Raw genomic sequence first — 17,349 nt, forward strand, 5'->3', positions numbered from 1 at the left:
ATTATTCATATTTTATGATTAGTCATAGTTTGTCCAACCCGGAGACTGTACAAGTTTGTTGTTACGCTTCAACTCATCGTGAGTAACCGGCCAGAAGTACATCTTTTCTGAGAATGTCTGCTGGAGGTTTGTTGTAGGAATTACACGCATGAAGTCGTCTTTTGCAGAACTTGTCATGAATACGTTCAGACCGTAAATCTGCTGTGACTCTTCAATTGGAGCATCCATCCAACGACGAAGATCGAAGAAACGTTTGCCTTCACCGAGGAACTCAATCATACGCTCACGCTTGATTTTCTCACGCAATGCATTCTTGTCGTTATATGTGGCATCTGAGTAATCAGGTACACCGGCACGTATACGGATAGGCTGGATTCCCTTCTTGATTTCGTTTACATCACGAGAAATTGTGTATGTTGTGCTACCATCCCATGATTCAACATTATGTGTTCCATCAAGTTCGTTGAGTGCTTCTGCATACATCAACAGAATGTCAGCATAGCGGATAGCAGTCTCAGCCTTTGCAGAGATATTGTCCATTGAGTGACTTCCAGAAATATAATCACTCGGATTATACCATTTCCTAACACCGATACCAGTACGCAGATAAGAGAATGCATTGATGTAACCGTCTCCACCACCACGGTAGTAGAATATCTGTCGGTTGCGGTTTGATGTTGTCGGGTCACCGGCACACTCCCACACGCTTCCGCTGAAAGCTACAGATGCGTAGAAACGCGGTTCACGGTTAGCATACTGCAAGGAAACATTGGCTTTCAATGGCGGATAATCCTTATAGTTCTGACGTGTAGTCCATCCCTGAACACGCTCAGAGCCATCGCCACCGTTCAATTCGCTGTCCTTACCAGGAACATCTGTTCCATCGTTCATATAATATGCATCAACCATCTTCTGTGTCAGACCGTGAGTATTCCATCCACCACAGCTAACCGGCATCTCATGAAGAACAAAAGACTCGATACTTCCATTATTATTCCTCAACATATTATTAATACGTGAGAAAATAAGCTCAGGATTATCCTGTGGATATACATTTCCGTTAAAGATATTTGCATATGATTTCTGCGGGTCTATATCCTTCCATCCATCAGGCCAGTTTTTCTCAGAGAAGTTTCCGTCTGCTGGCGGTACGATAGTTGCCGGGCTGATATCTGTATCAGATGTACTGAACGGAGCATGGTACAGTTCATAAGCACCAAGTTCCATTACATCTTTGCAGGCAGCAGCAGCTCGAGCCCACTTGCTCTCATCATATTCCTTGCTGAGCAGATATTCACCGTTCTTGTTCTTGAAGTCCTCAGCAATGCTTGCATCTACCTTTGAAGGATCATGCTGACCATTTGCAAGCTGACCATTTGCAAGAGGACTTGCTGCATAGATGTAAGCCAAAGCACGTGTTGCAAGACATGCACCCTTTGTCGGACGTGCGATGTTTTCCTGATCGCGTTTGGTGTACTGTATTTCTTTTGCAGCCTGAACCATTTCGCTTGCGATATGCTCAACAACTTCTTCATAAGTGCTACGTGCTATAGCCATTTCCTCATAAGTCTGGGTATAATCAATACCTTCATCCGGAACGATTGGCACCGGACCATATTTACGGAGAAGCAACCAATAATAGTATGCACGTACGAAACGAGCCTGTCCTTTATAATCGAGCTTCTCAAGCTCACTCATATCTTTGTTCTTATCAACATTATGAATGAATACTGAAGCCTGATAGATACCTTTATAACAAGATGCCCATGCATTGTTGTCATAGTTTTCGTCATAAAGTCCCATTCTGTAAGAGTTATAAGAAACTCTCACATCGTCCTTATTATCTCCGAACAGTTTTGAGTCGCGGTCGCCATAATACATACAGTCGTCAAAGCTGTAATAAAATCCTGCGCCCTTTGATCCCACGTCTACGTTCTCATTCTTCAGAAAAGAATAAGCGTATGCCAGCCATTCCAAAGTCTGGTTCTTATCCGCAAACACAGATTCCAGTGTTCTACGGTCATCAAAATATTTGTCTGAGTCCAAATCAACGCAAGAAGTCAGAGATCCTACGCCAAGAACAGAGAACATTAATATAGCAATTTTCTTTTTCATATTGACTGTTTTTTTACAAATTAACCTGTACACCCACAGTTACTGATTTTGTAAGAGGATATTCCTCACCGCGTGTCTGCAGTGACTCTGGATCCCATGTATCAAACTTAGACCAAGTCAGCAGGTTTGTTCCTGTGATATAGAAACGTATACTGTTGAAGTGTATTCTGTTTACAATTGATTTCGGCAATGTATAACCAAAGTCAAGGTTCTTCAAACGAAGATAGCTCATATCACGAAGCCAGAATGAAGACGGTTTCTCGTTGTTTTCGTTCACACCGTATGTCAGACGAGGATATGAAGCATTCGGATTTTCGGTTTCCTTTGTACCGGATATTTCTGAAGAAATCCAACGGTCGTCAAGCATACCCTTGAATACATTACCCCACTGATTCTCGCGGAATGCGTAAACGCACTTACCTTCAATACGTACATCAGATTTACCTGCGCCCTGGAAGTGGAGGTTAAAGTCGAAATCTTTCCATCTTACAGTAAAACCAAGACCATAAATAAGGTTCGGTGTAGATGTTGAACCTATCGCAACCATATCACCGTCAGTAATTTGACCGTCACCGTTTACATCTTTATATTTGATATCACCAGGCTGGTAATCACCAAATGTCTGCACTGGGCTGTTGCGGATGTCCTCATAATCCTTGAACAAACCAAGAGCTATAAGACCTTTCTGCTGATTTACACGATAACCTTTATTGTACTGATAAGGATAAGCGTTGAACTGTTCATCTGATTCAAGCACCTCATTCTTGCTATATGTAATGTTACCACGTACAGTAAGATCTACTTCACTGATTCTCTGGTTATAAGAGAAGTTTCCATCAAAACCTTCACTCTTCACTACACCTACGTTAGCCCAAGGAGTGCTTTCAAATCCGGCCATTGCAGGAATGTAGTTACGCTTCATATACTGTCCACTACGTTTCTCATAGAAGTAGTCAACAGTCAAAGAGAATTTATTGTTGAACAACACAAGATCAAGACCAAGGTCACTCTTGCGCGCAACTTCCCATGTTACATTCTGAGATGCCAACTGTGAATAATGAAGACCATTATAGTTCTTAGCATAAACCGATGTACCGAAATTATATACATTTTCTCCTGCAGAATCTATTGTATACAGATACGGGAAACGTACTAGAGCACCATTTTCATAGATACCATCATTACCTACCTTACCATAAGAATAACGTATCTTAAACATATTCATCCAAGGAGCAGCTTTACGTACCCACGATTCCTCTGCTACGTTCCACGCAACAGAGAATGCCGGGAAGAATCCCCAACGATGACCATCAGAGAAGTTCTCTGTTCCGTTGTAACCGAAGTTACCGTCAATGAAATAACGGTTTGCATAATTATAAGTCAACTGACCGGCAAGAGCCATGTTCTTACGTGATACAGAGTTCTTGATATCATCACCCAAGTTCTGAGTCTGAATGCTTGTATCCTGTGTGAAACGAGCGTTCAATCCCACATTATGAACCTTTGCAAATGTACGGTTGTAGTTGAGAAGAAGCTCAAGGAACTCACGGCGTGAACCATTATTTCCGGAACTCTGAGTCATCGGAGATTCTGCACGTATCTGATCCCAGATAATATTTCCATTATCATCACGGCCGTTTGCGTGATAAGTGGCCGGAGAGCGTCTGTGGTTAATCCAGTTGTCGTTGTATGTATCGTAACCGAAACGTGCAGTAAATTTAAGACCCTGTGTAATGAAGTCAAGGTTCTGTTCAAGTGAAGCATTTGAATAGAGGTTGTTTGTCCACTCTTCATTATAACCTGTCTGTGTTGCAGATACCCATGGGTTCACGTGGTTATCATCACGACCGATATTGATCTGAGGAACATAACCATTTGAATACATAATCGGTGAGAGAATGTTGTTGTAACCGAAGAGCTGTCCCCATACAAGATCATCACCAAGTCCCGGACTGTTACGTTTGTTCAAGTCACCAGATACGCCAAGTCTCAAAACTGTTGTTGGTGTGATGTCAATATCTACATTCAAACGATAGTTCCAACGTTTATAATTGGCATTTGTATCATACTTGTCTCTCAAAGTCTTATCTGTCTTATACATACCTTGGTCTTCAACGTATGCAATAGAAGCATAATAGCGTGATGTATTACCACCACCACTGAGGTTCACATTACCACGATAGCTGAAAGCTCCATCCTTAAGAAGAACATCCTTCCAGTCAACGTTTGGATAAAGGTCCGGATCAAGTCCGTTAAGGAACAATTCCTTTTCCTCTTGAGAATATGCAGCACCCATACTTCTTGTAATACGTGCCTCATTCAAAAGATCAATGTATGTTCCTGTATCAACAAATTCAGGAGTAATGGTACGTGTGTTATAAGATGTTTCAAATTTACCGTTAACGTTGATCTTACCAGCCTTACCACGTTTTGTTGTAATAAGTACAACACCGTTAGCACCTTTAGAACCGTAAATTGCAGTAGCAGAAGCATCCTTGAGCACTGTGAAAGACTCAATATCCTCAATGTTAAGTTCATCAAGATTATCACGCTCGAAACCATCAACAAGGATAAGAGCTGAAGAACTTGCACCGAAAGTAGATATACCACGGATCCAGAACTCAGAAGTGTTCTTACCCGGCTGACCTGAAGTCTGGTAAGCAATGATACCAGGAACATTTCCGGCCAAAGTATTTGACAAGTTAGAAGATGTGTAGTGCTTCAAATCACCCATGTTAACGTTGGTAATAGCACCTGTCACATTAAGTTTCTTCTGTGTACCCAAAGCTGTTACAACGACTTCGTCCACAGCATTAACAGTTTCCTCTGTCATCTTCACGTCTATTTTGGTCTTATCGCCCTTAACGAGCACCTCAACCTTATTGAAACCAAGATATGAGAAAACAAGAGTCTGATATTGTTTTACCTTTATTTTATATACACCATCGGCATTGGTAATAGCACCAAGTCCCGGGTCATCCTTTTTACTGACATTGGCACCGATAATAGGTTCACCGGTAGGATCGGTTACAACACCGGTTATTTCCAAAGTCTCCTGCGCCAGAGCATTTACAGTCATGCCCAGCATTATAAACAGCATTAATAAATACTTCTTCATAACTTTGATTGTTAATTAGCAGTTGTCTCTGTTCCGCCTTCTGTACCTTCAGAATCTCCTTCTTCTGTACCGGAACCTTCATTATTATCTCCACTTTCTTCTTCAGGAAGTTCCTCCATACCTATTGTACGGATAGAGCGTCCTACAGTGTCAAGTACATAGAACATTTCCTTACTCTCATCGTAAGCAAGACCTGTCGGGTCACGGAAACGTGCAACTTCACGAAGATCACCATTATCTGTACCCCAGATATTGTTATCAGCAGCAGAAGTACGGCTACCACGTCCTGCGAAAGTACGAACGATGCCTTCCGGTGTCATGACACGTACATCATGGTTTCCTTTTTCTGCAAAATAGAAATCATAGATATCATCCTTACCCTGAGCAACATAGTCTTCATTCTTAACGAACACTCCCTGATAAGGTGTTGAGAGCTGTGCTGCTGTACCAACACCGTCATTCCAACCTGCTGTCTTCATCTGACCAGCGACAACGTAAGGAGCAGTAAATCTCTTATTTGCCTCATCATAGTCTGTACGGAGAATATAATGCTGGTTGACAACAACTATATAAGCATATTTTCCTGATGGGTGCATAACCATCTTGAACTCCCAGTTGATATCCTGGATTGTGAACAACATCTGGAATGCGTCATTGTCGAGAACATAAGGAACCCATGTACCGCCATTATCAACAACGTCAAAATAATCCTGAAGGTCAAGACGGAATACCTGTCCCTGTTCATAAGAGTTAAAATAAAGTTCTCCATTGATCGGGTGGATATAAGCACCATTACACTGTCTGTAAGCAGCCAAGAGCTGAATAGGAGAATTGTCATTGAAAGAACCATCCTCATTACGTGTAACAATCCAAACAGAGTTACTGCGCTGCTGGCTGTTATCCATATCCACAGAAACAATCATGTACTTGCCATCCAAAGTAAAGTCTACAGAACGCAGACGACCTGTACCGAATCTTGAAGAAGACATTACTGATGTTACAGTTTCTGTTTCAAAATCCATAAGCTGAATACCAGGACTTCCGTTATCGTATGCAATATACAGGTGTTTCGGGTACAATGGATCGAACTTCATCTCACCATCAGCAGCGAATCCTGTACACTCATCAAACGGACCGTCATGCCAGCCCTGGTCGTCAAACTCATTGCGATAACCTGCAATACGTCCTACGACCATTTTAAGTTCATAATTGAAGTTCTCAGGAGAAACAGCGGTCTGTGTTCCCATTGTCTCATCACCAACTGTAACTTCAATTTCACCTGTGTAAGCACCAGAAGGAACGAAGCAATAAATACCGTCCTTACCGTTCTTCACATTACTCTTACAATTGATCAAGACAGCTTTCTTACCACCAATTGTCACATCAACTTTGGAAGTGTCGTTGCCGAAGTTATCACCATAGATGATAAGTTTCTGACCTGCACTACCAGTTTTTGGAATAAAATCGGTAATAGCCACTGACTTGTTCGGATCATATTCCGAAGATGTCGCCTCATCGTCGTCGCTACATGAAACAAAGCAACATGCGAAGAGTGCCAGCACGATACCATATAGATATCTGTGCAAAGTGTCATAGTTTTTTAACATATTAATTGATTAAGGATTGATTGTTTTTAGTTTATATCTGATTGTATAGTCAGCATATTCATAGTATCACAACACTGGGAACTCCCAATGCCATGAAACAATCGTCTTGATTGTCAGTCGCAGGGAATCTATAAAATTCCCATGCGACGACAAGCATATTTTTCATATATAACCCCTAAGGATTACAAACGATTACTTTTTCTCAGCAAGTTTGTCAGCAAGAACCTTCATCCAGAAACCGCCGATCACAGAACGAGCCTTGAATCCGGTCATCAATCCAGTCTTTGTGTCATACCAGTCACTGATTGGAACGCGTGACTCTGTTTCATTGATATAATCATAAACCGGAGCAACGAATTTCAAGAATGTCTTATTGTTCGGAGCCATTGCTGCAGTCCACATGATCCAGTCGTTCTTGGTATAATCCTTACGGCTGTCAAGCGGCAATCCGTATTTATTCTGTTTCTTCAGATAATACTTGATTTCACGCTGCATTGCATCATTCGGGAAGATATTGGTATTCCATAACTTATCCCATACCATATTATATTTCTGGCTCCATGTATTTTCGCGGTCGAAAGCAAGACGATAGTGATCATCCTCACGTGCATCGCTCTCCCACTTAGCTGCCATATCCTTTGCAATCTTAATGTACTTGTCTGCAGTTGCAGCATCGCCTTTGATACGAGCCATCTCTGCATAACCGGCAACACCCATGATAGCCTTCACAGAAAGGTTTGCGTTATGAGCCCAGTGACCAGCGAAGTCATCAGTACAAAGCTGGTTGGCTGGATCCTGACCGTTTTCAACAAGATAGTTTGTCCAAGTTGTGATGTCATCCCAATACTTGTCAACATATTTTGTATTGCCTTCGATCTTTGCAATCATTGCAGCAAGAGTAATCATATTACCTGCTTCTTCCAATGGCATGTCACCACCATATACCTGACCATTAGCACGCGGATACTGTCCGAGGTCATGTGCAGCGAACGGTTTTGTCCAACGGCCTGAATAACTGTATTCGAAGATACTTGTCATCATTGCCTTCTGCAGATCAGGATTGTAAACAAGGAACAACGGTGCTTCCGGATATGTAAGGTCAACAGTGTTTACACAACCGTTAGAGTTATTTTCCTTTGAGAAGAACAACAGATTACCATCTTTATCCTCAAAGAGTTTGTGAGCAGCGATCACATGACGATAAGAACCTGAAAGAATTTCAGCATATTTAACATCACCTGCTTTCAGACCATCATCATATATCATCTTATCAAACTCACGGCATTTTGCCATAAGGTCAGAGTAACTGTTCTTAAGACGGTCGAATGCATCGAAAATAGTAACCTTGCCACCATGTGCCCAATAGCCTTTATAGCGCTCGTACATATATTCAATATCCTGAATCTCATCATATCCGAGCATTGTGAAGCTTGAAGCTGTTGTTACGTTGCCGAAGTTATGAACATAAGCCAGTGTAGGCATCTGTGAAGCCTTGCGGCAAACAACTTTTTCTTCACTTTCAGGAAGTTCACCTGTAGAAAGGAAAGCATCCTTGATCTTGTTTTCTGAAGAAAGGCTTACATTTCCGTTCACATTAGGCATATAGAAGTAACCCCAGTCGATGCAGATACCATCACCTGTTTTTGCAAGAATCGGCTGATCAATTGTACCTGTCTTGAGGTATTTCACACCATTCTTTATAACAGTTGAAGAAACTGTCGGCTGTGAACTCTTATTAACACCCTGCAGAGGATTTGCACTCAGATAGAACTGAACGTCATGTGTTTTCTTGTCTGTAGAGCGAACCTGATATGAAATGTAGTTGATCGGCATTGACAGCAGATCATAATCATTTATCAGCATAGGAGCTGTGAATACAACATCAAGTTCAACCGGTCCACACACGAATGTGTAATAAGTAGATGTGGCGAGTACGCTAACAGACTTCTGCTCTGCCTGAAGAATCTGTTCGTTGCTGCGTGCAAGATTCTTGAACAGACCGAAATCGGTGTATGCACCACCTGTTGTGTTGTGGCAATGAGAGGCAATAACATTCTTGCCCGGCTTGAGAAGCTTCTTAACATCATCATTCAGATGAAGCTTCACACCCTCACGCCAAGTCTCACCTGTCTTTGCAACTGAAGTTCCGTTGATAAAGATCTCAAAAACATCATCATGAGAATAAACCAGATAAAGATCGTTCTTCAGATCATCTTCTGTAAGTTCAACAGTACGGCGAACATAAAGATCTGAGTTTTCTTCAGACCAGCGTGTACGAACATTGCTCAGATCAGGAGATCCGAACGCAGCTGTACCTTCTTTCCAGCCATTTGCATTAAAATCAGGTTTTTCCCAGCCTGCTCCAGGATTTGTACGTGTGTACTGTGCCTTCCACTCAACTTCATCAGCCATAGGAACGATTGATTCAAGAAGATATCTTTCTTTCGATCCCATGAAACGATAAGTTTTGCCGTCAACACGCAGAAGTCCCTCAAGAGGTTTCTCGTCGTTGGTCCAATGGCGTGTATCACCGTCATTGAGCTTATCATACGGAGACCAAATAGAAAAATAAGGATCAGAAACTACCAGCGGCACAGACGGCAGACGAAGTTTTGTGCTCTTATAGGGCACGAAGTCCTCCGGTGTCTGAGCATTGGCAAACACTGCAGTAGCAAATACTGCAACAGACATTAATAATTTCTTCATCAAATTTATAATTCTAAAGTTAGTTAATAATCAACCTTACTTATAATTTTTCATGTTACCCTTCAAGCAATCTTTGCTTACCTTTCAAGAAAAGCCCAAGCACCATCATTATATATCTTATATATGATCAGAATCTTATTTAAACTTGTTAGAATCTTTATTTGATGCTTCAAAACCTTTGTATGATGCAAAGTAAACCATTTTTTTGTAAAAAAAAGAATAAAAGACGAAGAAAATAAAAAAATAAACACCTAAAATCTGTTTTTTAACACTTTACTCTTATTACAATGCATTCACAACTGTTATATCATAATGGTCTTTGTTTTTCAAAGGGCGGATGTATTTATAAAATGTATTACACAATCCCTATATATATAATAATGTGTAAATTCATTTTTAGTATAACTTGCTATAATACAGATTATAACAAATTCATCACCTCATGTATCATATTTACAAATTAATAAAACAGGCGGCAGAAGCACACACCCGTATACGAGGACGCTTCTGCCGCCATTTTTTGTATTAATTCTGCTAGTTGACGGCTCGTATATGCCGCCAGACGCAGTCTTTATCTTTTTGCATTTATTAACAAATCAACTTTTCCGTCGTCAATCAGTTTTATGATAAGTTCACCGAAGAGAGTGTTCTGCCATGCAAACCAAGGACGTGTGTAATTGTCAGGATTATTCTTATTGAATGATTCGTGCATAAGACCTGTTCCAGCATCAGTACGCTGCAGTGTCTCGATACACCATTTTATTTCAGCGTCGTCCTGGCTTGTGAAAGCTCTCATCATTATGGACATCGGCCAAACCATATCATATCCGATGTGCGGACCGCCTATACCCTCACCCTTTGAACCGCGGAAGAAGTAAGGATTATCCTCACTCCATACGAAACGGCGAGTGTTCTGATAGATAGGATCGTTGATATCTACATCACCGAGATAAGCCATTGCGAGCAGACTCGGCACATTGGCGTCATCCATAAGGTTGTAGTTTCCGTAACCGTCAACCTCGAAAGCATATATCTTACCATACTTCGGATGATTGTATACGGCATATTTCTGCAAAGCGTCAGCCACTTCATCAGCAAGTGCGGTGCACTCTCCTGCTGTTGCGCTGTCATTGTTCACCTTTGTCAGAATCTCAGCTGCTTTGCGCAGTGAAGAAACTGCCATGAAGTTTGAAGGTATGAGATAAAGATATGTCGTAGCGTCATCAGACGGACGGAAGAATGAGCAGATGAGTCCGCATGGTTTTGCAGGAGCTCCGAGTCCGTCGTTACATACAGTGTCAAGCTGACGTGCAGTCACACGCTGGAACTTGTACGGACCAAGTCCGTTCTTACGCTGCTGCTCACGGAAAGTCTTCAGAATATTCTTAACCGCTGCCTTCCATTCTTCACCAAACACAGAATCATCACCAGTAACCTGCCAGTAGTGGTAAGCCAGTCGCAACGGATAGCACAGTGAGTCTATCTCATACTTACGCTCGTGCAGTTCAGGCTTCATATCAGTAAGGTCGCTGTCCCATTCGTTGTTTTCCTTCGGACCTGGATTGAATGCATTTGCATACGGATCGATGTTGATACACTTGAGCTGACGCAGAATAACGCCACGCAGCATTTTCTTCAGTTTCGGATCCTTGTTTGCCAACTGAACATAAGGCCATACCTGTGCGCCTGAGTCGCGAAGCCACATTGCGGCGATGTCGCCGGTGTAAACAAAGGTGTCATCCTCGCCGTCGAAGTGCACAGTAGTATCGATTGTGTTAGGGAAGCAGTTTTCAAACATCCATGCAAGATATTTGTTATCCTTCAGGAGTTTCTTCACTTCCTTTATCTTCTTCTCCACTGCATCCGAACGGAACAGACGCTCCGACTCAGCCGGACGTTTTGACACGAAAGCCGTGGCATCCTTGGCATGAGTGATGTACTTTTGTGCGTCAAAGTCTTCTGCTTGCGCAACATTTGCCGAGAGTGCCAGCATCAGCGCTGCACCGGCAAAGAATTTAAGTCTCTGATTCATAGATATGATATTATTTATACATTATTATATTTTTACCTTTATTATATATAAGCACATTCACTTCACTGCCGAGAGGCGTGCCATCATCTCGATCATGGCTGCCTGGTTGAGCAAAGTACGCGAACCTTTCTTTCCGCGCGCGTCATAATGTTTGCCGAATAGTCCGTTCGCGTCACGCGATCCGTCCTCTCCCCATGCTGTATTCATCGAAGCGAGGAATGCCTTCAGATATTTATTGTCTTTGTCTATGGCATAAAGCTCTATATATCCGCGCAGCATCACAGAGTCAAACCACATCTCCCCGCCACGCAGTATACGCAGTCCGTCGGCACGGCCCTTGTCCTCGAAAAATCTGTTGTATGCAGCCTCAGCCATAAGTTTAGCGTCGTCAAGATATTTCTTCTCGCCCGTTATCTTGTAAAGCATTGCCGCAGCCTGCAGCATCTGACCTGTATTATACGAATACTTGTCACGTCCCAGACGGCCTTTCAATGTAAGGTGGTCGAAATAAAGATGATCACTCTTGTCCTCCAGACTGTCTTTAGTCCATGTATAAATATCGAGTCCGCGGTCCAGATATTTCTTTTCTTTCGTTGCATTATACATTTTCAGAGCGAACACGCTGGCCGGAGCGTTCGAACATGTGTTCTTACTCTCCTTCTTCTGTTCGCACCAATAAATGCCGCCGCCCAGTTTGTCATCATAACCAGACATCACAAACGTCCATATCTCTTCGGCGCGTTTCAGATAGGTTTTCTTGCCGGTGGCAGCATAGAGATCGGCCATATCAATGCCGAGCCAGATGTTGTCGTCATAGAAACGGTCACTCTGCGGTGCTGTATTCACATACGACGCATATCCGGCAGGCTTGCGTTTGTTGTCATAATACTTGTCAAGGCCTTTTATCATCATGCCGTCCATAACATTCAGCCACTGCTTGTCGCCCGAAGCCTCATACATGGCGCTCACCGACGACACCATTGCCGAGTATCCCCAAAGATAAGAATACGGATTCTGATCGGCTTTCGCAGGCACCGCTTCCTGCAACAGCACCTTGTCGTCCGTAGCCATATGTTTCTTCACTGCATCGAATGTCTGCGACGCTCTTTTCATCAGATAGGCATTGCTGCCGCCCTCAGACGCAGCATTCACACATCCACAACCGAACGCTGCCAGCACAACCACTGTCAGCAGTATCCGGTTCAATAAACTATTGTATGTCATTTTTTATTAAAATAATCAGGCTTATGGGTTAGTAAAAACCATATTAATCAATACAGAGACAAAGATACAAAATAAAAAACGGCTGCCCAAATAAAATACGGCAAAAAAGGCAGCGGCAACACAAATGCACGCTGCAACACAACAAGTTATGCACACTACAGTCATATCCGGCAGTGCACATGCATAACAAGACACCGTTTTCGCAACAGGTTTCCGTCACTCAAAAGGCCTGACATTCTGTTGATAATAACCCGCCGTACCCATTCCGTCCATGTCGCGGTTATTGTATTTTATGACATTCTCCTGCATCATCAACCACCGGTAGCGCGGCACATTGTGATTCCATACCCGTCCGCGCACCGCCGTAAGCCTGTTATAATCGACGAGCGTATAGCGTCGCCGGAGCCCCAGATCATCGAGCATGAACGGCTCGCCGTTTTTCTCCAACACCCAGACACACATATAAGGTCTCTGTACCGTCTCCGACAGATTCCATCCTTCCGTACCTTCGTCACGGCTGAACCACAACCGGTAATATACGTCGCCATAATCGGCATAGAACGGAACAAACACGCTGTCGGCCTTACAGAACACATTCCGTTCCACCTTCACCGCCACGCCGTCATGATCGAGTCGCGGAATCAGCTCTCTCACCGCCCGACGCGCCTTCATCACCAGCAGCGAGTCGCGCGCCGTTCCAGACATTCCGGCCAGACGGCAGCCCAGTGTCATGAGCGTGAGAGGGTCGGCTTCAAGCCTGTTGTAGGGACCGGGACGCATGAACAGAAGTTCTCCCGTACGGTCGAGAAACACTCCACGCGCGGTATAACGACCGGTGAGACCCTCGTTGCGCCAGTTCCAATAATAAAGCGTCATTTCATAATACACATCGTCGGGACGTACATGTGCAGGCACATCACTCCGCCGTATGCCGTTCCATGCACTGACGTCTGAGGCGAGCCATCTGAAGTCTCCTTTCACCGTCAGCGGACTGACATCCTCACGATACAACTCCGGACACCGGCTTTTCAATTCAGCCTGCAGACAAGCTGTCATCACACTGTCGCGCCGCAGTCTCCACATAGACGACAGTTTCTGCGCGTTCATCATCGTGAAAGAACCGCACACAACAAACAATATGAATAAAAACGCTCTTTTCATAATATCCTTTATTGAATCAACTCCCGACGGCACGTCACACTGCCGTCACCCTCCGTCACTGCTCATCTGGCAAACTCGACATCGCGAAAGCAGTCTATCGCCACGCGCTGTTTTCTTATCCACTCCCTGCAACCGTTATCCACCGTAGGCAGACGACGTTCCATGTCGTCTAGCACCGAACTTTCCATAAGCGTATATACGCGGTTGTTCACCGCATCCACTGCCTTATATGGCATCTCGTCTTTCTCCGCCACATACACCTCCATCCGGTAAGGTTTCCGCTGTCCGTCCTCTCCACACGGGCGTTCTCCCGTAAGCGTCACCACATAAAAGATGCCGTAACGGTCGGCAGGATTGGCTGTGTGAAGATCAGCCACGTCATCACCGAGCCACGGATACTTCAACTTCTCGAACGTCTCCTCCCGAACGTCAGTCACACGGGCGCCGTCATAATAAAGACGCGGAAGCAGACGCTTCAGCACATCAGCCGACACCGCCGCGAGCACCGAGTCACGCGCCGCCACGGGCATGAGCGAAAGCCTTCGCTGATCGGTCATACCGTCAGGATCAGACCAACCGTATCCCCATCCGTCCCACAACGTAAGCAGCTCGCCGGTGCGGTCGAGAAATATACCACGGGCTGTATAATCCTCCGTAAAACCCTCCTCCATCCAGTTCCAGTAATACAGAGTGACGGCATAGCACACGTCGCCCTTCCTCACCTTTACAGCCTTGTCCACAAGCCATATGTACGGTTCACGCTCCTTACCTGCCACCGCAGGATCGTCCATCACCCAACTTTTCACCACCGGTCTGACTTCACGACGGTAGAGCCACGGACGCTTCGTCATCATCAGATGCTGAACACGTGCCACCATCACACTGTCGCGCACCCTCGCGTCAGGCCGCGACAGTTTTGTAATAGCATATGGTGATGTTATTTTAGATAAGAATATAAGACAAAATAAAAATAAATACATCTACGATGATACCTTATTACAACCAAAAATCATATTTTTCAACATGTCCACCCTTTTTGTAATAATACAATGATAATGGAGAATCAACCGGATCACCCGGATTGTTTTGTTCCCTGTAATCTATTATTATACCAAAAGAACTGTCTGGTGCGTTATTTAACAAATTAAAATCTGCAGGAGAAGGTCCTGGAGTCTTATAATAAGAATTGCCAGATTCATATGACAATGTTGTATGAACATGACATGCTCCTATTGCAACAGCAGATTTAGGAACACCATTGTTTTGAGGTAACGAATTTCCTAAAATTACAGTTCCTTCTTGATTACCACTAACATTTGGACCATATTTTTTTTCTCCCATATAATATTTTTTTGTTGACGGATCATAATACAACCAGCACCCTATTTCACGTCGTAAATGTTGTTTTGCATCAGCAACCATTTGCTTCCACATACTTCTCATTGCGTTCATAATTATAGATGATGCCATTATATTATTTATATTATATACGCTTTCCGACAAACCAGAATCACCGCAACCACAACCACAGCCGCAACCACAACCACAACCACAACCACAACCACAACCACAACCACAGCCGCAACCACAGCCACAACCACAGCCGCAACCACAACCACAGCCACAACCACAACCACAGCCACAACCCTCAATACTTATAGAAGGTTGCTTCCAACCAAGCCCACATACATAAACACTAGATTTTAGTGCACCACTTTCCAACAATGTTTCGTAAACATCTACAGGCATACAATCATCTGGCCCCGTACCAGTACCAGAAATAGCGTTTCCTTGAACATTTTCAGATAATAAAATTTCTGAATTTTCATCTATTTTTTCTTTCATAATGTTAAACAATTAGAATTGTAATTAATTTATATAAACATATAATAGACCTTTACTCATTAAATATTTTATTATATTGTCTACTTTATTAAAAAAATTTTTCTTACTTTCAGAGCTTATTTTTAATAATTTACATAAAAATATTTTTATTTTTAGAATAGACACGTTAGAATTATTCTGTATAAAATTAATAATATTGCATGAGATATCATCTATTACAATATTTTTAAACCCATTTTCTTTTAAACACGGTAAACATACAATATTTTTTACATAATTCCTATCCATATTTTTAGTTACAATATATAATATTATTTCTTTTACTTCATTAGGCCATTCTTGAGGAACATAAAAAATATTCAAATATGGATGTACTTCCAATAAACATTCATCCTGTTCCTCTAAGGGTAAATTGATAAACCGTATATACCCCCCAATACGCTGTTCTATATCCAAAAGTTCTTCTTGCGAAATTTTCTCCCAATTAACTAAATTTTTATATAACCAACGGAAATACTCATTAATATAATCTTGTATATTATAGAAAGTTTGTAATTCCAATTTATTAAAACGTTTATTTTTTTGTGGGAATAAGCTTAACACACGTAAGTAATATTCTGGGTAAAGTTGTAAAACCATTTTTTCTATCTGTCTAGCTATAATTTTATTTCGCTTATATCCACCTAGAATATGTAATAAATTTAATGATTCATACTTATAAATATTACAAAATTCATCATATGTATATCCATTATCATTTACAATTCTGTCTACAATACATGACACTTGCTTTGATTTTTCTTTCACAAGCGCATAAAATAAAACTTGTTCATAAAGTAAATTGTTATTTACATTTCTGTTTTCACAGAATAACAAATCAAATCCATTATTTTTTATGACCTTAAAAGCTTCTTCGCAATATAATTGTATAAAATCAATATCGTTTCCTCCCAATATTCCTGCATTATAAGATCCAATATGAGTTTTGTTTAATTCAGTAATCAAATAATATGGTAATATTGGATTTGTATGCAAAATATTATCCATCATATTTTTATAATACAAAGTACCAATCTCTTCATTCTGAGCAATAAGTGGAGCTTTTTGTAAATATTCAGTGAATCCATTAAAAAAATACAAATCACCATCAACATGAATAAAAGGTTCTGTCTGTTTGGCATAGGTTAACATTTTAGGATAAGCCCAATGTTCCAATGGGCATTTTAACTTATCATAACAAATCCTTACATCCGTATAAGGTAGATGTAATTTATCAATAAATATTTTTGCACAATTTGAATCTGTATATAAAACTAAATTCTTTTTATATTTCAACAATGTAAGACAACTTAACACCCATGAAAAAAGATGCGTTTGTGAATCACACCATCCAAACGTTTCTGAGATAAGATCTCTATTTCCTGTCCATAAAGTTTGTACAATATTCATACCATTTCTTTTTTACAAAGAAAGAAAAAAAAGAAACTTAAGTCAAGATGTATAATAATAATTAAAAATAATTAACACTTCACATATAAACA

Annotated in this window: 10 protein-coding genes; all 10 read right to left on the reverse strand. The window is 41.8% G+C overall.

Annotated features, from left to right (window positions below):
* Nucleotides 1–18: 18 nt before the first annotated feature.
* Nucleotides 19–2,115, reverse strand: a complete 2,097-nt coding sequence (locus WKT13_RS06160; protein WP_340323264.1) for a RagB/SusD family nutrient uptake outer membrane protein — start codon at nt 2,113–2,115, stop codon at nt 19–21.
* 13 nt (nt 2,116–2,128) lie between these two features.
* Entirely contained in the window at nt 2,129–5,233 is a 3,105-nt protein-coding gene (locus tag WKT13_RS06165; protein ID WP_340323265.1) for a SusC/RagA family TonB-linked outer membrane protein, read from the reverse strand.
* Between the two features lie 11 nt (nt 5,234–5,244).
* Complete coding sequence (locus WKT13_RS06170; RefSeq protein ID WP_445323586.1) at nt 5,245–6,840, reverse strand: IPT/TIG domain-containing protein; 1,596 nt, start codon at nt 6,838–6,840, stop codon at nt 5,245–5,247.
* 192 nt (nt 6,841–7,032) lie between these two features.
* On the reverse strand, nt 7,033–9,546 hold the full coding sequence (locus WKT13_RS06175; RefSeq protein WP_340323267.1) for a glutaminase domain-containing protein: 2,514 nt from the start codon (nt 9,544–9,546) through the stop codon (nt 7,033–7,035).
* A gap of 571 nt (nt 9,547–10,117) precedes the next feature.
* Nucleotides 10,118–11,578, reverse strand: a complete 1,461-nt coding sequence (locus WKT13_RS06180) for a glycoside hydrolase family 125 protein (protein ID WP_340323268.1) — start codon at nt 11,576–11,578, stop codon at nt 10,118–10,120.
* Nucleotides 11,579–11,635: 57 nt separating this feature from the next.
* The gene (locus WKT13_RS06185; protein ID WP_340323269.1) at nt 11,636–12,802 is read right to left on the reverse strand and encodes a glycoside hydrolase family 76 protein; all 1,167 of its coding nucleotides are present in this window, start codon (nt 12,800–12,802) and stop codon (nt 11,636–11,638) included.
* Between the two features lie 216 nt (nt 12,803–13,018).
* The gene (locus WKT13_RS06190) at nt 13,019–13,963 is read right to left on the reverse strand and encodes a hypothetical protein (RefSeq protein ID WP_340323270.1); all 945 of its coding nucleotides are present in this window, start codon (nt 13,961–13,963) and stop codon (nt 13,019–13,021) included.
* Between the two features lie 62 nt (nt 13,964–14,025).
* On the reverse strand, nt 14,026–14,943 hold the full coding sequence (locus WKT13_RS06195) for a hypothetical protein (RefSeq protein ID WP_340323271.1): 918 nt from the start codon (nt 14,941–14,943) through the stop codon (nt 14,026–14,028).
* 16 nt (nt 14,944–14,959) lie between these two features.
* Nucleotides 14,960–15,808, reverse strand: a complete 849-nt coding sequence (locus tag WKT13_RS06200; RefSeq protein WP_340323272.1) for a hypothetical protein — start codon at nt 15,806–15,808, stop codon at nt 14,960–14,962.
* A gap of 24 nt (nt 15,809–15,832) precedes the next feature.
* Nucleotides 15,833–17,257, reverse strand: a complete 1,425-nt coding sequence (locus WKT13_RS06205; RefSeq protein ID WP_340323273.1) for a DUF6734 family protein — start codon at nt 17,255–17,257, stop codon at nt 15,833–15,835.
* Nucleotides 17,258–17,349 lie beyond the last annotated feature (92 nt).

Source organism: Prevotella sp. HCN-7019, assembly GCF_037890215.1.
Classification (GTDB): domain Bacteria; phylum Bacteroidota; class Bacteroidia; order Bacteroidales; family Bacteroidaceae; genus Prevotella.